Here is a 19,237-nt window from a genome sequence, read left to right as displayed (position 1 = left end):
GCGGGCCGTCGCCCGAGTACTGGGGCAGCTGCACGTGGGCCCAAAGCAGGGGAGTGGGGGAGTAGCGTCGCAGGATGCTTCGCATCGGCGCGATCGTCCTGCACGTGTCCGACTCCACGCGCGGTTCCGCGTTCTGGAGCGAGGCGCTCGGGTACGAGTACGAGGCCAACCCGGACTTCCTCCGACCTGTGGGGTCCGCCTCCACCAGAGTGCATCTGGACGAGAACGACCGCACTCACCTCGACCTGTGGACCGACAGTGCCGAGGAACAGCAGGAGGAGGTTCAACGACTGGTCTCACTCGGAGCCGCACGAGTTGAGTGGGAGTACCCCGACGACGCCGACTTCGTCGTCCTCACCGACCCGGCTGGGAATCTGTTCTGCGTCATCGACACCTCGGCTGAATGAAAATGGCTGTCCCGAATCAACCGTGCCGGTGAGGATGAGTTCATGAGCTGTCTTGTCTCGCACACGTCCGTGGACTGCCGCAACGCCTATGACCTGTCGCAGTGGTGGAAGGCCCTGCTCGGCTACACCGACATCGAGGGCGACCCCAACGCGCCCGGTCACCAGGAGTGCATGATCCAGGACCCCCGGACGGGACACACGATCCTCTTCATCGAGGTCCCGGAGGCGAAGGAGGTCAAGAACCGACTCCACTTCGACCTGCGTCCACGGGACGTGTCCCGTGACGAGGAGGTCGAGCGGGTGAAGGCATCCGGAGCCACGCTGATCGCTGACCTCCGCGGAGAGTACGGGCCGGGTTCTGGCTGGGTAGTCCTCGTCGATCCGGAGGGCAACGAGTTCTGCATCCTGCGCTCGGCCCGGGAGGTCGCGGAGTCATGATCTCGAAGGGCCACCGGTGATCCTGCCCCAGGTGCGGGACCCACGGATGGTCACGATCCGTCGTGGTGGGACGCTCGCGGACGCCGATCACCACCTGCTGGCGCTGTGGGCCGCTGCGTGCGCCGAGCACGTCCTGCATCTCTTCGAAGCAGTTCGTCCGGATGACGTTCGCCCGCGCGAGGCCATCGCGGCGGCACGGGCGTGGACCCGCGGGGAGCTGCCGATGATGGACGCTCGGGCGGCGGGAGGACACGCGATGGGTGCTGCACGCGACCTGACCGGAGCGGCCCGGTTCGCGGCCTACGCCGCCGGTCAGGCTGCCTGCGTCGGTCACGTCGCGGAGCACGACCTCGGGGCGGCTGCCTATGCGATCAAGGCCGTGCGGGCAGCAGTGCCCGAGGGCGAAGCCGACCGGGCCGGTCGCCGGGAGTGCTCGTGGCAGCGCGATCAGCTGCACACCGACATTCGTGCGCTCGTGCTCGAGGACCAGCACAGGCGCAACGACATCTGCTGGTCGGTCTTCGAGTGCTGAGATGACGGCCAAGGGCGAAGGGGGAGCGGTGACCGGCGATGGGGAGGCGGACCGGACGAGTCGTCTGATCGAGCACGTCGAGTCGCTCGCCGGCACAAGGCGCCGGGGCACGGCGTGGGAGATGTGGCGTCGGGTCTGAGGCGCACCGGAGTCAAGTGCTAGCATTGCTGTCAGGGAGTGATTGCAGTGGCGTCAATTACGGTTCGAAATCTCGACGACTCCGTGCGCGACGAGTTGAGGCTCCTGGCTGCCCGTCATGGGCGGTCGATGGAGGCTGAGGTGCGCACCATCCTCGCGGCAGCCGCCGGCCGGGGGGAGCGCTCCCCGAATGCGCTCATGGACCTCTACTGGGCCAGACGCGGCGTCGATGTTGAGGTTGATCTGGAATTGCCACATCGTGAAGTTGAGGCGCTGAGGGTCGACTTCTCGGGGCACGAGTTCGGATGATCGCAGTCGACACCAACGTCGTGTCCGAGCTGATGAAGGTTCACCCGGACAGCCAGGTGCTTCGTTGGGGGTCCCTCGTTGACGATGGGGACATCACCGTGCCCACCGTTGCGGCAGCAGAGCTCTTCCATGGGGTCGAACGCCTCCCCGGGGGATCGCGCCGTTTCGGGCTTGAGCTCGCACTTGACGCCTTCTTCCGCAGGGTGGGCGATGAGCGCATGCTCCACTTCGACGCGCGTGCGGCCGTCGAGTTCGGGCGCGTGATGGGCGCTCGCAGTCGGGCGGGACGGCCCATCGCGACCATGGACGCGCTGATCGCGGCCACCTGCCTTGCACATGACGTCGGACTGGCTACACGCAACATCCGCGATTTCGGGGGTCTGGGTCTCGAGCTCGTCGATCCATGGCGATGACGACAGCAACATCCATGGCACCCATCGTCAGCAAGGAGCGAGGGGATTGATTCCATCGATGATGGTGTCGGAGGGCCTCGTCTTCGGGGTCCGGGCGTGGCAGCGCCGAGAAGGGGGCACAGGCGCATCCGGTACAGGTAGGTTGGTCGTCAGGTGGTGATCTACATGACATTCACGATCAAGAACCTCGACAACGGCGTCGAGAGCAAGCTCACCGAACTCGCGAACAGCCACGGCCGCACGATGGAGGCCGAGGCCGCGGAGATCCTGACGGCAGCGACTCGCGGTGAAGCCCCGGACGATGACTCCGTGATGGGCCTGTACGCATCGGCTCGGCGGATCGTGTCGAAGGAGGCGCTGGCTCCGCCGACGCAGGTCGATTTCACGCCTGACGGATTCTGAGGGCCAGGACAAGGCGCAGCGTCCTGTCGTCGTGCTGAGGCAGTAACGGAATCCGAGCCCACGTCGACGTAACGCCGATAATCCACATTATGTCATTATTGATGTGAGTTGATCCTGTCCCGGCCCCCCTGTTCGTCGCCTGGCCAAGTAGCCATGTACGCGGCGCACTTCATCGAAGGTGGTCTGAAGACCTTCGTCGTCGCCTCCGCAGAACGTGCCGACAGGCTGCGCACGAGCGGTCTGTCCGTCAACGGAGATCACCTTCGGGCACCGGCAGCTCTCGTGCGGTGGGCGCACCGCTGCTCCGTCCGGTGAGCTCGATGTGGCTGGTCCCGTCGACGTCGTGATTCGTCATGCCTCGGTCCATGCCACTCCCTCGCTATGGGTTGTCGGTGTCCAGCCATCATCGTTGCGCCGCAACGGTTTCGCGGGGCCGTCGAGAATCCTGCGGAGCATGACGCGATCACTGTCCGGCGGTGGGTCCCCGGCCCACCTGACGAGACACGAGTTGACCAGCGAGCCGTTGTGGGCTTCTACTGGACGCACCCATCCAGAGCGGCCGAGAGATCTGGCTCGACGACGCCGCAGCAACCACCCTCCGGGGGCAGGTGCTCACGCCAGGATCGATGGAGGATCGATGCACCACTCCGTGTCCGCTGTGACCACTCCCCTGCGTCCTGCCCACGGGCAGGCGCTCTTCAGTCGCCGCGCCGTCGACCTGATGCGACGCGGCGTCAGCGCCTGTCGCGCCGTCTGACAACAGCCGCCCCCGCTGCCCTCTTGCCGCCTCGACCGCGCTGCGCAGCCCCCTTCGTCCTGACATGGCCCGGCCACGCCGCAACCATGCCTGCCTACCCACACCTCCTGAGGAGGAACCATGAGCACGCCCCTCGCCGACGTCCTCGAGCCACTCGATCTGCGTGATGCCTTCCGCGGCGCGGCCGCGAGCACCTGGGTCGTCACCGGCAGCTCCACCGCCGGACACGTCGGCTTCACCGCCATCTCGATCGTCTCCGTCTCGGTCGATCCACCGCTCGTGAGCTTCAACATCTCCAAGACGTCGAGCTCGCTGGCGCCCATCAGCCGCTCCCGCAGGGCCGCACTGCACCTACTGTCCGACGAGCAGCGTTCTGTCGCAAGTCGGTTCGCCAGCGACCGGGACCGCCGGTTCATCGACGACGGCACGTGGTCCCTGGACGGCGGAGGCCTCCCCCAGGTCCACGGCGTCGCAGCCCGCCTCGTCACCCATCTCGTCGACCTCGTCGACGTGGGCGACAGCTTCATCGCCGTCGCGCGCGTCGACACCGCCGACATCACCGACCGCCGGCCACTCGTGCACCACGCCGGTGGCTACTACCCCCTGACCACGCTGACCACGACCCCGAACGGAGCCTGACCATGACCTCCTCCGACCCCCTGAACTTCGCCTACTGGGTGCCCAACGTCTCTGGCGGTCTCGTCGTCTCCGACATCGAGCAGCGCACCGACCACTCCCCCGAGTACAACCGCGATGTGGCCCGCACCGCCGAGCAGGTCGGCTTCGACTACGCCCTGACCCAGGTGCGCTACCTCGCGTCCTACGGCGCTGATGCCCAGCACGAGTCCGTCTCCTTCTCCCTCGACCTGCTGGCCGCCACGGAGCGGCTGAAGGTCATTGCCGCCGTGCACCCGGGCCAGTGGCCGGCCCACCTCCTCGCCAAGTTGACCGCGACGGGCCAGGCGACGAGCGGCAACCGACTGGCTCTCAACGTCGTCTCCGGCTGGTTCAAGAAGGAGTACACCGACCTCGGTCTGGACTGGCTCGACCACGAGGAGCGCTACCGCCGGGCCGAGGAGTTCATCGAGGTCCTGCGTGGGCTGTGGGACGAGGAGGACTTCACCTACCGCGGGGACTTCTATCGCACGCGCGACGTCACCTTCCGGCCGCAGCCGCAGACGAACCCGGAGATCTTCCAGGGCGGCAACTCGACCTCGGCCCAGGCCATGGCCGGCCGACTGTCCGACTGGTACTTCATGAACGGCAAGACCATCGAGGGCGCCGCCGAACAGGTCCAGTCCGTGCGCGAGCAGGCCGCCAAGCACGGGCGACGAGTGCGCTTCGGGCTCAACGGGTTTGCCGTCGTGCGCGACACCGAGGCGGAGGCCCTGGCCGTCGTCGACGAGATCATTGCCAAGGCGAACGTGGACAAGGTCAACGACTTCGGTGAGGCCGTGAAGCAGGCGGGCAGTGCGACGGCCGACAAGAAGGGCATGTGGGCCGACAGCGAGTTCAAGGACCTCGTCCAGTACAACGACGGGTTCCGGACGGGCCTCATCGGCACTCCTGAGCGGGTCGCCGAGCGGATCATCGAGTACAGGAAGGTCGGCATCGACCTCATGCTCACCGGATTCCTCCACGTCCGGGAGGACGTCGAGCACTTCGGCAGGCAGGTCATCCCGATCGTGCGCGAGCTCGAGAAGAACCTGCCCGAGGAGCTGCGGTCCGCCGACCAGCTCGTCGGCGCCGCCCGATGACCGGCGCGATCGGCACCTGGGACGCGCACTGCACGCCCCGCCTCCGCTCGAGGTCGCGCTGGTGCAGGAGTGACATCCTGACCAGGTGAACGAGCTCCGCGTCCCTCCCGGTCCGGGGGTCCCCGACGGCATCGCCATCCCCGGCTCGGACCTGTCCGAGCAGTTCAGCCGGGCCAGCGGGCCCGGAGGTCAGGGCGTGAACACCACCGACTCGCGTGTCCAGCTCTCGTTGGATGTGGGAACGGCAAGCGCCCTGACCGATCGCCAACGCGACCGCGTCCTTGCTCACCTCTCGAGCCGCCTTGTCGGCACGGTCCTGACCGTCGACGCTGCGGAGCACCGGTCCCAGCGCCGCAACCGCACGGCCGCACGGGAGCGGATGGCCTCCCTGCTGCGCGAGGCTCTCGCACCTCCTCCCCCATCACGGCGCGCGACCAAACGCACCCGTGGCTCCCAGCGTCGCCGGCTGGCCGCCAAGCGTCGGCGGGCAGTGATCAAGCAGAACAGAGCGACGCCGAGGGACGACTAGCACCCGTTGGCAGGAAGCCACCGTGGCAGGAGGATGGACCCATGAGGATTGCCATCGCGGGAGGCACCGGCGTGGTCGGCCACCACGTCGTCGCCGCTGCACGCGCTCGTGGGCACAAGACGGTGGTCCTCTCCAGACGAACCGGAGCCGACCTCTACGAGGGCACCGGGATCGACGAACGCCTCACCGGAGTGGACACGGTCATCGACGCCACCTCGGTGCAGACGATCTCGGCCCGCACGTCCATCGACTTCTTCCGCACGGTCACACAGCACCTGGTGACTGCCGGTCGGCGATGCGGGGTGCGCCACCACATCGCCATCTCTGTCATCGGAGCCCAAACCGCTCCCTTCTCCTACTACGCAGGAAAGCGGGTCCAGGAGGAGCTCGTCCTCGACCAAACCATCGGCACCGTCGTGCGAGCCGGCCAGTTCCACGAGTTCGCGCAGCAGATGATGGCCCGGACCAAGGCGGGGCCGGTCTACGCCATCCCCAGGATGCGCTCCCAGCCGGTTGCGGCCAGTGAGGTCGCCGGCCTGCTCGTCGACGTGGCGGAGCAGGAACCGCAGGGCGTCGGCCCCGAGATCGCCGGCCCGCAGGAGTTGAGGGTGGCGGACCTGGCCCGCCGGGTGATCGACCACGAAGGGGGGCGCAGCCGCGTCATCGAGGTGCCCTTCCCCGGTGGCTTCGGTCGGGCGATGCGGGACGGCACGCTCATTGCCCGTGCGGGCACGACCTTGGGCCGACAGACATTCAGCGAGTGGCTGGCGGGGCAGGCGCGCTGAGCCGGCGGTAGGTTGCCGACATGGATGCCGACCCCCGTACCTCCACCCGCATCGCCGTGCTCATCGACTGCGACAACGTCTCCAGCAAGCACACAGCAGCGGTCCTTGAGGAGCTGGCCAAGTACGGCACGCCCACGGTCAAGCGTGCCTACGGCGACTGGACCACCACCCAGCTCGGTGGGTGGAAGGGCGAGCTGCAGCGCAACGCGATCCAGCCGGTACAGCAGTTCGCCTACACCGTCGGCAAGAACTCGACTGACTCGGCGCTGATCATCGACGCGATGGACCTGCTGTGGCAGGGACACGTCGAGGCCTTCGCCCTCGTCTCGTCCGACTCCGACTTCACCCGTCTGGCCACCCGTCTGCGCGAGTCCGGCAAGCGCGTCTACGGACTGGGCATGCGCAAGACGCCCGAGTCCCTTCGTCGAGCCGTCGACCAGTTCATCTACCTCGAGCTGCTGCAGGAGCAGTCCCGCGACGAGACCGACCGGGTGGAAAGCGGCGGTCGGGCAAGCACACCCACCTCGGCCGATGACCACGAGGCCCCCGAGACGTCGATCAACCTTCAGTCGGCGTTGACCAAGGCCATCAACGCCACCTCCGGCGACGACGGGTGGAGCACGCTGGGCACCCTCGGTCAGCACCTGTCGCGGGCGCACGCCGACTTCGACCCGCGGGCCTTCGGCCACCAGAAGTTGTCCACGCTCGTCGAGGAGCAGCCCTACCTCGAGACGAGGAACGAGTCGTCGATGATCCAGGTACGGCTGCGGACCAGGCGCGGCGGGGCCAGCACGTCGAAGAAGACAGCGGAACCCGCGAAGTCGACCGCCAAGAAGTCCACGCCCAGGACGACCACGGCGAAGAAGAAGACCACGGTCAAGACCTCGGGGAAGCCGTGATCCGGGCGTAACGACCTCATCGAGAGGCATTGCGGTCCGCGCTTCCCGTCACATCCCCTTCCGCAGTGTGACAAGCGCCTCTAGACTGCTCGCTGGTCCACCCCCTCAGGAGACTCAATGACCCAGCGTCGTCGACGTCCGAACGGCACTGTTTGGACAGTTGTCGGTCTGTGCCTGTCCGCAGGCATCGCATTCGCACCGCCGGCCTTGGCGACGGGTCCGTCGGACGACCCATCCCCCAGCACCGCGTGGAGCGCCGACAACGACCCCGGTGAGGGCGACCACGGCACGCCATTGAGCGAGAAGAGCCTCGATGAGCAGGTGGCCGAGGCCGAGCGCCTCTCGAAGAGCCTGACCGAGGACAACAAGGAGATCGCCGCCGCGGTCAAGGGCCTGGAGAAGTACTCCAAGCGCGTCAACACCTTGCTGCAGCGCCAGGCCGAGGCCCGCGAGAAGTACGAGCAGGCCAAGCGCGACGTCGACAAGGCACAGACACAGCTCGAGCACTTCCAGGAACGGCTCGCCGAGGGCGAGGCTGATCTGCGGGACTGGGCCTTCGAGACCTACACGCAGTCCGGGGGCTACAACGACACGCTGGAGCTCTTCGGGACGCTGGCGAAGGCGCCGGACAGCGGCAGCAACAGCGCCGGCGACCTGCGGTACCTGACCAACGAACGGATCCGCTCCGTGGACGTCGTGCAGCAGGAGACCGACATCCAGGCCGAGCTGACGAAGAGGAAGGAGTCGGCCGTCCGGGAAGCCTCCCAGGCCAAGAACGAGGCCGCCCAGGCCAAGGATGACGCCGACGAGGTGCTCCAGGAGCGCAAGGCGTCGCTGGACGAGCTGCGGGAGAAGCACTCCGAGGACCTGGCGAACGCCGGCCCCGTCATCACTGCGCTCATCGGTCAGCCGAACGGTGCCGCCCAGGGCGCAAGTGAGCAGCTCAGCGAGACGCTGCAGGACCTGGGCCAGGACGTCTCGGAGTTCGAGGGCGCCGAGCCGTGCTCGACCAACACCATGTCCTACCCCAACGGCCAGATCCCACCGGCCGCCCTGTGCCCGCTCCTGGGCGCTCCGAGCGAGTCACTTCGACCCCAGGCGGCTGCCGCGTTCAACTCGATGAGCCTGGCCTACCAACGCGACACCGGGCACCTGCTCTGCGTGACCGACAGCTACCGCTCGTATGCCAACCAAGTGGTCACCAAGGCCTCACGCGGACAGTGGGCGGCTGCTCCCGGCACGAGCAACCACGGTGTCGGCATGGCCCTCGACCTGTGCGGCGGGGTCAACAGCTTCGGCCATCCGGCGCATCTGTGGATGCAGCAGAACGCACCCCTGTACGGCTGGTTCCACCCGTCCTGGGCTGCAGCGGGCGGCTCCCTCCCCGAGCCATGGCACTGGGAGTTCTCGGGCTGACCCCGTGGCTCGTGGCGGCAGTGCGGGCACTTCGGGGGGACTCGGGGGCGCAGGTCGCTCAGCGGCCGGGAGCCCCCGAGGGAGACTTCACCGGCAGCAGCACCACGAGCCCGGCGACGAGCACCAGGGCGATGCCCAGGATGCCCCAGTACTGGGTGTTGTCCCGGCCGGTGAACACTGCCCCCAGCCAGATGAAGAGCGCGAAGGCGGCCGGCGACAGGAACGAGACGACTCGACCGGTCGTGGCGTACAAGCCGAAGATCTCACCGCTGTGCCCCTCGGGGATCACCCGCGCGAGGAAGCTGCGGGAGGCCGCCTGGGCCGGCCCCACGAAGGCCGTCATGGCCAGGCCGAGGGTCCAGAAGACGATCGTGCCGCCGTCGTGGAGCAGGAACACCCCCAGGCCGAGGACGACCAGCGCGCTCAGGGAGATGACGATCACCTGCTTCGGTCCCAACCGGTCGTCGAGCAGGCCGAAGGCCATGGTGCTCACCCCGGCCAGGATGTTGGCCGCGGCACCGAAGATGATGACGTCACCGGCAGACATCCCGAACGTGCCGGCAGCCAGCACGGCACCGAAGGCGAAGACACCGGCGAGTCCGTCCCGGAAGAGTGCCGAAGCACCGAGGAAGTAGACGGTGTGCCTGGACCTGCCCCACAGCCTACGCAGTGACGCCCACACGAGCTTGTACGAGTCGATGATCCCGACTCGGGGTGCCCGCTCGCGCGGCGAGTCCCTGAGCACGAGGAAGGTCGGCACGGTGAAGAGCAGCGTCCACAGGCCGCACACGAGCATCGAGACCCGGATGTCCAGGGCCGAGTCGTCAGTGACGCCGAAGAGGCCGACCTCGGGCTGGATGAACACGAAGAACAGCAGAAGGAGGACGAGGATGCCACCGAGGTAACCCATCCCCCAGCCGAAGCCGGAGACCCGACCGACGTTGCTCGGTGAGGCGACCTGCTCGATGGAGGCGTTGTAGTTGACCCCGGCGATCTCGGAGATGATCGACCCCGCTCCCAGGAGGACCAGACCCAGCACCAGGAAGGACGGGTCGGGCTTGACGAGGAAGAGCGAGGCCGACAGCGCGGCCAGGATCCAGGTCTGGATGCGCAGGTTGCGCACGGTCCGGCCCGACCGGTCGGAGTTCTGTCCCAGTACCGGCGCGAGCAGGGCCACGAGGAGTCCGGCAATCGCCGTGGCGACAGCCAACGCCGTCGACGTGGTGTTGGTGCTGCCGAAGCTCTCGCTGGTCAGGTAGACCGAGAAGACGAACGTCGTGATCACCGTGTTGAACGGCTGTGAACCCCAGTCCCACATCGCCCAGGCGACGATGCGCCCACGACCACCCTCGCCCCGTGCTCGAAGGGCGGTCTCTGGCTCGGCTGCGGGAGGTGTCGAGGCGGTCACGAACCGAGAGTAACCCGCGGCAGGGACACGATGTGCGTCACCGGGGTGGTTCGCGCTATCCTGTGGGGTCGCTCCATGGTCAACCACGTATTGACCACAGCCGGGCCGCATCCGGCCGGGAGGAGACGGACCTCACCACCGCAACGACGCGTCGTGTGGAACAACCGGTGCCCACCGGGCGTTGACACACACGTGAAGGTCCGCGCTGCAGGGGCGTGAACATCGCGAGAGACACCAGGAGACTTGCAACATGGCAGAGCGCACGCTGCGCGGCACGCGCATGGTCAGCTTCAGCATGGAGACGACGGACAACGTCGTCCCGAGTGACCGTCAGATCACGGCCTACGTCTGTGACGACGGCCACCGCACCGAGTTGCCCTTCTCCGTCGAGGCCGACATCCCGGGAACGTGGGAGTGCCGTTGCGGCAAGTTCGGCAAGCTCGTCGACGGGCCGGAGCCGGACACGAAGCCCGCCAAGCACGTGCGCACGCACTGGGACATGCTTCTGGAGCGTCGCTCCATTCCCGAGCTCGAGGAGCTCCTCGACGAGCGTCTGGCGCTGCTGCGCGCCAAGCGTGGCGAGAAGCCACGCAAGCGCAGCGCCTAACCTCCGCGGTCCACGAACGAAGGGGTTGCCCGCCGATGGCGGGCAACCCCTTCGCCTGTCCTGAGGTGCGAGGCACGAGCCTCGAAGGGTCATGCCTGCACGCTCACTCGTCGTCGTCGATGATCTCGCCCTCGACGACGTCGTCCTCGCCCCTGGGACGCGTACGACGCACCCGCACCTCTCCCCCGACACCCGCGGCCAGCAGGCGCCGCGCGACAACCACCTCGAGGCCGATCCGGGCGACGGGCCGGGTGAAGGGCAGCGCGAAGACCAACCCGACCACCGAGGTGACGAGGCCGGGTATGAAGAGGAGCGCTCCCCCGGCCACGACGAGGATGGCGTCGGCGATCTCGCGGTTGGGCATCTTGCCCGAGCGCAGCGCCTGCTCCAGTGCCCGCCACGTGCGTCGTCCCTCCCTGCGCACGAGGAAGGCCCCGAGCGTGGAGAGCGTCAGCACCACGATCACGGTCGGGAGCACGCCGATCAGCCGGGCGACGCCGACGAAGACCGCGATCTCCAGGATCACGACGAGGACGATGGCCAGTGGGATCCAGCGGATCCTGCGTCGCCCTGTGCGGTTGCCGGGTGGGAGGGTCACAGCCGGTGCCACCTCGGCTCGCGCTCGAGGAGTCGGCGGGCCTGGGCCAACCGGTGCTGCACACCCCACGTGGTGATCCGGGTGATCGACTCCCGCACGACGTCGCCGTCCATCTTGGAGTCGCCGATCTCCCGCTCGACGAAGGTGATCGGGACCTCGACGACGGTCAGTCCGGCACGCACCGTCCGCACGGTCAGATCCGTCTGGAAGCAGTAGCCCGCGCTCTCCACGTCGTCGAGACCGATGGTGCGCAGGGTCTGGCACCGGTAGACCCGGTAGCCCGCCGTCGCGTCGTTGACCGGCATCCCGAGGATGGCCCTGATGTAGACGTTGCCGGCCACACTGATCGCCTTGCGCTCCACCGGCCAGTTGACGACCTGCCCCCCGGGTACGTATCGCGAACCGATGACGAGGTCGGCCTGCGCGGCGGCCTCGAGCATCACGGGAAGGTGCTCCGGACGGTGCGACCCGTCGGCGTCCATCTCGACGACCGCGTCGTAGTCGCGTTCCAAAGCCCAGCGGAACCCGGCGAGGTAGGCAGCGCCCAGCCCCTCCTTGACCTCACGGTGCAGGACGAGGACGCGTGGGTCCGCCGCGGCCAGCTCGTCGGCGACCCGGCCGGTGCCGTCCGGTGAGTTGTCGTCGAGGACGAGCACGTCGGCATCGGGCACGGTGGCCCGCACCCGCTCGACGATGCCGGGCAGGTTCTCGCGCTCGTTGTACGTGGGGATGAGGACGGCGATTCGCTCGATCGGCGGGCGCGGCTCTCGGGGGCGGTCAGGCACCGGTGGTGACATCCTCGGTCTGCGGGGTGGAGGGACGACCCCCCATTCTACCCGCGAGTCGCTTGCGCACACGAAGTGCACCGGCACCGATGAGCAGGAACCCGCAGACCCACTCGACCCATGGTCCCAGGCGGTCGGAGACGGTCAATCCGCTGCGCAGCACCACCTCGTCGACGGGCTGCGCCGCGGTGAACAACCCGGTCGTGGGAGTCGAGGTGCCGTCGGGGTTGATGAATCCGGAGACTCCGACCGTCGAGACGTGCGCGACGCTGCGTCCGTGCTCGATGGCCCGGATGCGGGAGATCGCGTACTGCTGCGTCGACTCAGCGGTGTAGCCGAAGGTGGCGTTGTTGGTCTGGACGACGAGCAGGCTGGGCCGGCTCTTGTCGTCGGCGTTGCGCACGGCCCCGCGCATCAACCCGTCGTAGGCGACTTCGAAGCAGATCGTGGGGATGGCGGAAAAGGTGCCGTCGTCGCCCTCGATGCGGAAGGCTGCGGGCGCATCCCCCTTCGCGAAGCCGACCCGCACGAGGTCGACCTTGTCGCTGAAGTGGCGGTAGAAGTCACGGTGCGGCACGTACTCCGCGAAGGGCACCGGGTGCTGCTTGACGTAGCGCTCCGGCTCACCGCCGCCGGGTCGGTAGAGCAGCGAGGCGTTGGAGACCGCCGGGGCCGGCTCGTCGAGGATCGCGCCGACGATGAGCGGTGTGTCCACCGCCTCGACCGCGCGCGCGACCTGCGCCTTCGCGTCGGGATTGCGAAGGGGGTCGATGTCCGAGGCGTTCTCCGGCCAGATCACCAGGTCGAGGTCGTCGTGCTTCGCCGCCAGCTCCTGGGTCCCGGCCACGTGATTGTCCAGGACCGCGCGACGCTCGGCGTTGAAGTCCAGACCGGGGCTGGGGACGTTGCCCTGCACGAGCCCCACCCGGGCGCTGCTGTCGCCACCGGAGGGCACCGGGACCGCCCATGATCCGAGCCCGACGACCAGGGTGAGTGCCAGGGCCACCTTCGGCAGACGGCGCGTGACCACGAGCAGCACCACCGGCACCGCCACCAGGGCCACGACGAAGGTGATCAGCGGTGCACCACCGATCGCGGCCCACCGCGCCAGTGGGGAGTCGGCCTGGCTGAAGGCGATCCGTGCCCAGGGGAAGCCGCCATAGGGGACGGTCCCACGCATCAGCTCCTGCAGCACCCACAGCACGGGGACGAGCAGGGCGGCGGGCAGGGCACGGCCCCGCCGGATCAACGGACGCTGCACCCACACGAGCACCGCGCCCATCAGGGCCACGTACAGCGACTCGAAGGTCGCCAGGGCGAACCACGGGAAGGCACCGACGTAGATGCCCGACCAGCTGAGGGTGGGCACGAAGCAGGCGAAGCCGGCCAGGAAGCCCAGCAGCGCGCCCAGGCGGGGGCGCACGTCCCACATGGCCACGCTGATGAGGACCACTCCCCCGACGGCCGCCACCGCGACGTCGTGGTCGGGGAAGGACAGCCACAGCAGGAGTCCTCCGGTGATGGCCAGCAGGAGGCGCGCGGGCACCGGGCGTGCGAGCAGTGGCAGAGCGCTCACTCCCACGGGGTCGTCAGCACGATGGTCGTGCGAGTGGAGACCCCACCGGCCGCCCGGACCCTGGCCAGCAGTTCTTCGAGGTCCTGTGGCGTGCCGACGCGCACGCGCAGCATGTAGTTGGAGTCCCCGGCCACCGAGTAGCAGGCGTCGATCGCCTCGATGCCACGCAGCCGGTCGGGGATGTCGTCGGGATCGCGCGGGTCGAGCGGCGCGACGGCGACGAAGGCCGTCAGCGGCGTGCCGAGCGCAGCAGCGTCTACCACGGCCTCGTACCCGGAGATCACGCCCCGCTCCTCGAGGCGTCGCACCCGTTGGTGGGCCGCGGAGGTGGACAGCCCGACAGCCTTGCCGAGGTCGGTGAAACTCATCCGGCCGTCCTGGCGCAGGAGGTCGATGATGCGTCGGTCGGCCGCTTCCATGACAGAACCATATGCGACACACGTATCGTCGAGGCATGTCCGCCCCGGCGAGTGAACGCCTGCTCCTGCTCGATTCCGCATCCTTGTACTTCCGCGCCTTCTACGGCGTCCCGCCGCGAAGCACCGGCCCCTCGGGGATCCCCACCAACGCGGTCGCCGGATTCCTCGACATGATCGCCACCCTCGTCACCCGTTACCGGCCCACCCACCTGGTCGCCTGCTGGGACGACGACTGGCGTCCGCAGTGGCGGGTCGACGCGATCCCGACGTACAAGGCACACCGCGTCGCCGAGGACGCCGTCGACGGCGAGGCCGTACCCGATGAGCTCGGGCCGCAGGTCCCGGTCATCGCCGCAGCCCTGGAGGCGATCGGTATCCCGCGCATCGGGGCCGCGGACTACGAGGCCGACGACGTCATCGGCACCCTGGCGATGCGCCACCGCGGGCAGATGCCGATCGACGTCGTCACCGGCGACCGGGACCTCTTCCAGCTCGTCGATGACGCGTCGGGGACGCGAGTGCTCTACACCGCGCGCGGCGGGGTCCGGCAGCCCGATCTCGTCACCCAGTCGTTCCTGGCGGAGAAGTACGGCGTACCGACGGGCGAGGCATACCTCGACATGGCGGCGCTGCGCGGAGACACCAGCGACGGCCTGCCCGGGGTGAAGGGCATCGGCGACAAGACGGCTGCGACCCTCATTTGGGACTTCGGCTCGCTGGCCGGGGTGCGCGCGGCCGTGGCCGCGGGTGACCCGCGCATCAAGGGCGCCCGGCGCACCAATCTCGAGGCGGCCTCCGACTACCTCGACGTCGCGCCACTCGTCGTCCGGGTGGCCCACGACGTGCCGGTCGGCGACCTCGACCTCCACCTGCCGGACGACATCGCCGACCCCGGCGCGATGAGCCGGCTCGCCCTCGAGCACGCCCTCACCGGCCCCTTCGACCGGATGGGCACCGCCCTTCGCTCGCTCTAGAGGGCCCCTCCTCCGCTGGGGCATCGGGGGTCTCCGGGGGCGCAGGTCGCCCTGCGGCCGTGAGCCCCTGGACGTGTCAGTCCAGGCGGTCGGCGGCGACGACGCCTCGACGCACCTTGTCGACGGACTTGCGGGCCACGGTCCGCAGGTGTGGCTCCGGCGCCGCATCCGCGACCTGGCCGAGCAGGTCGACGATCTGCTTGCAACGACGCACGAAGTCCCCGGCCGTCAGGTCCGACCCGCTGAGCACCTCGTCGAGCCGGCGACCGCTCGCCCACCGGTGCACGGCCCAGGCGATACCGCCGTCGGGCTCACCGGTCTGAGGCAACGCGTGCTCGCTCTCCAGGTCCTCCAGCTCGCTCCACCGCTGCAGCATGTCCTGCCACGCATCCGAGACCCCGTCGGTGGGCAGCCGGGGGAAGGGGTCGTGCTCCTCACGGCGGGGCTCGTGGACGAGCATCGAGACCACGGCAGCCAGCTCGGCCGGGTCGAGCCTCGACCACGCTCCCCCACCCAGGCACTCGGCCGCGAGGAGGTCCTTCTCGGTGTAGAGCCGCCGCAGTCGCCCGCCGAGCTCGCTCACGCTCTCGCCCTCGTCGTCGAGGTAGCCCAGTCTCGTCAGGACGACGCAGATCCGCTCGAAGGTCTGGGCGACGGAGTTCGTGCGGTGCTCGACCTTGCGCTGCAGTGACGAGGTCTCCCGCTTCAGCTTCCACCACCGTTGAGCCCACCGCGCGTGCACCTCTCGCTCAGGGCACTGGTGGCAGGGGTGCTCCTTCAGCTGCCGGCGCAGCTGCGCGAGGTGCTCGTCCTCCCCCTTCGCCGCCTCCGTGGCCCGGGTGCGCACACTCGGGGCCTGCTCGTCGGGCGCCTTGATCCGCAGCGTCGTCGCGAGATCGGTGCGCTGCTTGGTGGACTTGGGGTTGAAGCCCCGCGGGATGGTCAGCTTCCCGAACGCGGCCACGGGTCCGTCGAGGTCGGCCGGTACGAGCCGGCGCACCTGCTTGTGCTCGGTCAGGACCGTGGGCGCGGACTCCTCCCCCTTGTACGAGCGCGGTGGCGCGATGACCAGGGCGAGACCGGAGCGTCGTCCCCCGATGCGGATGACGTCCCCGACGCGCAGTGCCTCGAGGGAGACGGCGATCTCGGCCCGACGATTGGCACCCCGGCGACGCTTGCCCTCCTTCTCGACGTCGGTGATCCGGCGCCGCAGCGCGGCGTACTCCCGGAAGTCACCGAGGTGGCAGTGCATCGCCTCGGCGTACGCGTCCAGCGAGTCCTGCTGCTCGCGCACCTTCGTCGCCAGGCCCACGACCGCCCGGTCGGCCTGGAACTGCGCGAAGGAGGTCTCCAGGACCTCCTTCGCCGTCTGGCGCCCCACCTGGGCGACCAGGTTGACCGCCATGTTGTAGGTCGGCTTGAAGCTGGAGTGAAGGGGGTAGGTCCGGGTCGAGGCGAGACCGGCCACGGCCATCGGATCCAGCCCGCGCGACCACACCACGAGCGCGTGCCCCTCGACGTCGATCCCCCGCCGGCCGGCACGACCGGTCAGCTGGGTGTACTCCGCCGGCGTGATCTCCACGTGCGACTCGCCGTTGAACTTCACCAGCTTCTCGAGCACGACCGTGCGAGCGGGCATGTTGATGCCCAGGGCAAGCGTCTCGGTGGCGAAGACGGCGCGGATGCGGCCCGCGGTGAACAACTCCTCGACGATCTCGCGGAAGAGGGGCAGCATGCCCGCGTGGTGGGCGGCGAAGCCGGCTGCGATACCGGCCACGAACTGGTGGTAGCCGAGGACGTCGAGGTCCTCCCCTTCGAGCACGGCCGCGCGCTCCTCGACGGTGCGGCGGTTGCGCTCGCCCTCGCGCTCGGAGACCAGGCGGACATCATTGGCCAGCAGCTGGGTCACGGCACCGTCGCACCCTGCTCGGCTGAAGATGAAGGTGATTGCCGGCAGCAGGCCGTCACGATCCAACTCGCGGATGACCTCGGTGCGGGAGGCGGCCCCGCCGAATCGGCCTCCTCCCCCGCGCTGACGCCCCTGACCGCCCTGGTTGCGGCCGCCGCCACGCCGCTCCCGACCACCGCGACGGTCGCGCCCCCCGCGGCCGCCACCGCGCTGCAGTCGCGGGTCGTCCTCGGTACCGCGAACCTTCTCGCGGATGGCGTGGAGCAGCTCGGGGTTGACCTTCGTCGGCGCCCCTGCTGACGCTCCCTCCTCGTCGACGAAGAGGTCGTGCACGTCCCGGCCGACCTGCATGTGCTGCCACAGTGGCACGGGCCGCTCCTCCGTCACGACGACCTCGGTGCCACCGCGCACCTCGGCGAGCCAGTCGCCGAACTCCTCCGCGTTGCTCACCGTCGCCGACAAGGAGATCACCTGCACCGAGCGGGGCAGGTGGATGATGACCTCCTCCCACACGGCGCCGCGGAACCGGTCAGCGAGGTAGTGGACCTCGTCCATGACGACGAAGGCCAGGGTGTCGAGCGTCGTTGACCCCGCATAGATCATGTTGCGCAGCACCTCGGTCGTCATGACGACCACCGGCGCCTCGCCGTTGACGGAGACGTCCCCGGTGAGCAGCCCGACGTTGTCGTGACCGTGCGTGGCGACGAGCTCGTGGTACTTCTGGTTGCTCAGCGCCTTGATCGGTGTGGTGTAGAAGGCCTTCTGACCGCGGGCGAGTGCCAGGTGGACGGCGAATTCACCGACGACCGTCTTGCCGGCCCCGGTCGGTGCAGCGACGAGGACGCCGTTGCCGGCCTCGATCGCCTCGCACCCGTCCAGCTGGAAGCGGTCCAGGTCGAAGTCGTAGGTGGCGGTGAAGGCCGCCAGCTCCCCTCGGCCCTTGCGGCGGGAAGCGGCATAGCGTTCGGCGGGCGAGGACATGTCCCCACGCTATGCCAGAACGATCACGTCAGTGGTGAGGCCTCGTCGTCCGACAGGTGCGACCAGTCGGGCTCGTCGCCGCGCTCGACTCGTCGCCGGTCGATCAGCAGCGCGATCCCGATGGCGATGAAGTACAGCACGCACAGGGGGCCCGCGAGCAGGAACATCGTGAACGGGTCCGGGGTCGGGGTGATGATCGCCGACGCGATGAAGATCAGCAGGATGGCCACCCGCCAGGACTTCAGCAGGGTCCGGCCGGAGAGGACACCGATCGACACGAGCCCGATGAGGAAGACGGGCAGCAGCCACGCCAGCCCGAAGGCGAGGATGAAGCGGGTGACGAAGGTGAAGTAGTCGCTCGCCTGCTGGATGTTGCTCGACTTGCCGTCGTCCGGGGTGAAACCGAAGAGAATGATCAGGGCCTTCGGCAGGGTGACGTAGGCGAAGAAGCACCCGGTGAGGAAGAGGGGGATCGCCGTGAAGAAGACACCGAGGGACATCCGCTTCTCGCGGCGGGTCAGCCCGGGGAGGATGAAGGCCCAGATCTGCCACACCCAGATCGGGCTGGAGATGATGACACCGGTGAAGATCGAGATCCCCAGCTGCGTGGTGAACGCGGAGGTGGCGTTGCCGTAGTTGAGCAGGGCAGCGGCGCTCTCCGGGTTGGACGCCTTGTACTGGTCGAAGGGCTGCGTCAGCTGCTCGTAGACCCCGGCGTAGGTGAAGCCGCCGATCGTGACCCCGTCGTAGAGCACCCACCCGAGGATCGCCCCGACGATGACCGCGGAGGCCGCGACCATCAACCGGTTGCGGAACTCCAGGAGGTGCGCCTTGAGTGGCATCCGCCCTTCGGGGTCCTTGGGCATGCGGTCACGTCGGGCCATGCGTTGCGTGGACGAAGGGGGCGAGTCAGGCACCCGGGCCGGACTCGTTGTCCGTGCGCGGCTTCGCGTCGTCGGCGGGCGAGCGCTCGGTCGTGGTCGACTCGACCGTGCCGGAGTCACGGGCGGACTTCTCCGCCTCACGCTGGCGGTCCTCTTCCTTCATCTCGCTGACCTCGGCCTTGAAGACGCGGGCCGACTTGCCGAGGCTGCGCGCAGCATCGGGCAGCTTCTTGAAGCCGAAGAGCAGGAGGATGACGACCAGGATGAGGACGATCTCCATGGGACCCAGACTGGGCATGACGGCACCTTTCGCG

General features: G+C 68.6%; 23 protein-coding genes and 1 riboswitch. Of the genes, 15 read left to right on the top strand and 8 right to left on the bottom strand.

Translation table 11 applies throughout. The features are described 5' to 3' along the window. Nucleotides 1–74: 74 nt before the first annotated feature. The 13 genes from BJY20_RS00205 (at nt 75) to BJY20_RS00145 (ending at nt 8,782) form a co-directional block, all read left to right on the top strand. A complete protein-coding gene (locus BJY20_RS00205) occupies nt 75–407 on the top strand; it encodes a VOC family protein (RefSeq protein ID WP_185989674.1) in 333 nt (110 codons plus the stop codon). Nucleotides 408–449: 42 nt separating this feature from the next. Then, entirely contained in the window at nt 450–845 is a 396-nt protein-coding gene (locus BJY20_RS00200; protein WP_185989673.1) for a VOC family protein, read from the top strand. Between the two features lie 16 nt (nt 846–861). Next, nucleotides 862–1,377, top strand: a complete 516-nt coding sequence (locus tag BJY20_RS00195; protein WP_185989672.1) for a putative immunity protein — start codon at nt 862–864, stop codon at nt 1,375–1,377. Between the two features lies 1 nt (nt 1,378). Then, nucleotides 1,379–1,516 (top strand): hypothetical protein, encoded by a 138-nt coding sequence (locus BJY20_RS00190; protein WP_185989671.1) that lies wholly within the window; start codon nt 1,379–1,381, stop codon nt 1,514–1,516. Nucleotides 1,517–1,554: 38 nt separating this feature from the next. Continuing rightward, nucleotides 1,555–1,824: a FitA-like ribbon-helix-helix domain-containing protein gene (locus BJY20_RS16565; protein ID WP_185989670.1), complete on the top strand. Its 270-nt coding sequence runs from the start codon at nt 1,555–1,557 to the stop codon at nt 1,822–1,824. Further along, complete coding sequence (locus BJY20_RS00180; RefSeq protein ID WP_185989669.1) at nt 1,821–2,237, top strand: type II toxin-antitoxin system VapC family toxin; 417 nt, start codon at nt 1,821–1,823, stop codon at nt 2,235–2,237. The genes BJY20_RS16565 and BJY20_RS00180 overlap by 4 nt, the downstream gene beginning before the upstream one ends. A 165-nt stretch (nt 2,238–2,402) precedes the next feature. Then, nucleotides 2,403–2,639: a FitA-like ribbon-helix-helix domain-containing protein gene (locus BJY20_RS00175; protein WP_185989668.1), complete on the top strand. Its 237-nt coding sequence runs from the start codon at nt 2,403–2,405 to the stop codon at nt 2,637–2,639. 543 nt (nt 2,640–3,182) lie between these two features. Next, a riboswitch (SAM riboswitch) is annotated at nt 3,183–3,272 on the top strand. Between the two features lie 244 nt (nt 3,273–3,516). Next, nucleotides 3,517–4,035: a flavin reductase family protein gene (locus tag BJY20_RS00170; protein WP_185989667.1), complete on the top strand. Its 519-nt coding sequence runs from the start codon at nt 3,517–3,519 to the stop codon at nt 4,033–4,035. Between the two features lie 2 nt (nt 4,036–4,037). Beyond that, entirely contained in the window at nt 4,038–5,153 is a 1,116-nt protein-coding gene (gene sfnG, locus BJY20_RS00165) for a dimethylsulfone monooxygenase SfnG (protein ID WP_185989666.1), read from the top strand. An 85-nt stretch (nt 5,154–5,238) separates the two neighbouring features. Further along, entirely contained in the window at nt 5,239–5,682 is a 444-nt protein-coding gene (arfB, locus tag BJY20_RS00160; protein WP_185989665.1) for an alternative ribosome rescue aminoacyl-tRNA hydrolase ArfB, read from the top strand. A 41-nt stretch (nt 5,683–5,723) separates the two neighbouring features. After that, on the top strand, nt 5,724–6,467 hold the full coding sequence (locus tag BJY20_RS00155; RefSeq protein ID WP_185989664.1) for an SDR family oxidoreductase: 744 nt from the start codon (nt 5,724–5,726) through the stop codon (nt 6,465–6,467). 20 nt (nt 6,468–6,487) lie between these two features. Next, nucleotides 6,488–7,366, top strand: coding sequence for an NYN domain-containing protein (locus BJY20_RS00150; RefSeq protein WP_185989663.1), 879 nt, complete (start codon nt 6,488–6,490; stop codon nt 7,364–7,366). 294 nt (nt 7,367–7,660) lie between these two features. Then, complete coding sequence (locus tag BJY20_RS00145; protein WP_185989662.1) at nt 7,661–8,782, top strand: M15 family metallopeptidase; 1,122 nt, start codon at nt 7,661–7,663, stop codon at nt 8,780–8,782. Nucleotides 8,783–8,840: 58 nt separating this feature from the next. Here BJY20_RS00145 and BJY20_RS00140 read toward each other — a convergent pair whose 3' ends face one another. Beyond that, entirely contained in the window at nt 8,841–10,190 is a 1,350-nt protein-coding gene (locus tag BJY20_RS00140; protein ID WP_343062711.1) for an MFS transporter, read from the bottom strand. 250 nt (nt 10,191–10,440) lie between these two features. Here BJY20_RS00140 and BJY20_RS00135 point away from each other — a divergent pair, with 250 nt between their 5' ends. Next, a complete protein-coding gene (locus tag BJY20_RS00135) occupies nt 10,441–10,797 on the top strand; it encodes an RNA polymerase-binding protein RbpA (protein WP_185989660.1) in 357 nt (118 codons plus the stop codon). Nucleotides 10,798–10,900: 103 nt separating this feature from the next. Here the strand turns inward: BJY20_RS00135 and BJY20_RS00130 are convergent, their stop codons facing one another. Genes BJY20_RS00130 through BJY20_RS00115 form a run of 4 tightly spaced genes read right to left on the bottom strand, consistent with a single transcriptional unit; the run spans nt 10,901 to nt 14,175 of the window. Continuing rightward, nucleotides 10,901–11,395, bottom strand: a complete 495-nt coding sequence (locus tag BJY20_RS00130) for an FxsA family protein (RefSeq protein ID WP_185989659.1) — start codon at nt 11,393–11,395, stop codon at nt 10,901–10,903. After that, complete coding sequence (locus tag BJY20_RS00125) at nt 11,392–12,192, bottom strand: polyprenol monophosphomannose synthase (protein WP_185989658.1); 801 nt, start codon at nt 12,190–12,192, stop codon at nt 11,392–11,394. Before BJY20_RS00125 ends, BJY20_RS00130 begins: the two co-directional genes overlap by 4 nt. Next, nucleotides 12,173–13,756, bottom strand: coding sequence for an apolipoprotein N-acyltransferase (lnt, locus tag BJY20_RS00120; protein ID WP_343062709.1), 1,584 nt, complete (start codon nt 13,754–13,756; stop codon nt 12,173–12,175). Before lnt ends, BJY20_RS00125 begins: the two co-directional genes overlap by 20 nt. After that, complete coding sequence (locus BJY20_RS00115) at nt 13,753–14,175, bottom strand: Lrp/AsnC family transcriptional regulator (RefSeq protein WP_185989657.1); 423 nt, start codon at nt 14,173–14,175, stop codon at nt 13,753–13,755. Before BJY20_RS00115 ends, lnt begins: the two co-directional genes overlap by 4 nt. A 35-nt stretch (nt 14,176–14,210) precedes the next feature. Between BJY20_RS00115 and BJY20_RS00110 the strand changes: the two genes are divergently transcribed. Then, a complete protein-coding gene (locus BJY20_RS00110) occupies nt 14,211–15,149 on the top strand; it encodes a 5'-3' exonuclease (RefSeq protein ID WP_185989656.1) in 939 nt (312 codons plus the stop codon). 76 nt (nt 15,150–15,225) lie between these two features. Here BJY20_RS00110 and BJY20_RS00105 read toward each other — a convergent pair whose 3' ends face one another. The 3 genes from BJY20_RS00105 to tatA are packed head-to-tail and all read right to left on the bottom strand — an operon-like array spanning nt 15,226 to nt 19,221. Continuing rightward, the gene (locus BJY20_RS00105; RefSeq protein ID WP_185989655.1) at nt 15,226–18,039 is read right to left on the bottom strand and encodes a DEAD/DEAH box helicase; all 2,814 of its coding nucleotides are present in this window, start codon (nt 18,037–18,039) and stop codon (nt 15,226–15,228) included. Nucleotides 18,040–18,062: 23 nt separating this feature from the next. Then, entirely contained in the window at nt 18,063–18,905 is an 843-nt protein-coding gene (tatC, locus tag BJY20_RS00100; RefSeq protein ID WP_246297074.1) for a twin-arginine translocase subunit TatC, read from the bottom strand. Nucleotides 18,906–18,948: 43 nt separating this feature from the next. Continuing rightward, nucleotides 18,949–19,221, bottom strand: coding sequence for a Sec-independent protein translocase subunit TatA (gene tatA, locus BJY20_RS00095; RefSeq protein WP_185989654.1), 273 nt, complete (start codon nt 19,219–19,221; stop codon nt 18,949–18,951). Nucleotides 19,222–19,237: the final 16 nt, after the last annotated feature.

The organism is Janibacter cremeus (assembly GCF_013409205.1).
In the GTDB taxonomy this organism is placed as follows: domain Bacteria; phylum Actinomycetota; class Actinomycetes; order Actinomycetales; family Dermatophilaceae; genus Janibacter; species Janibacter cremeus.
The sequence above is the reverse complement of the archived record's forward strand: the minus strand, read 5'-3'. Positions and strand labels throughout refer to the sequence as shown.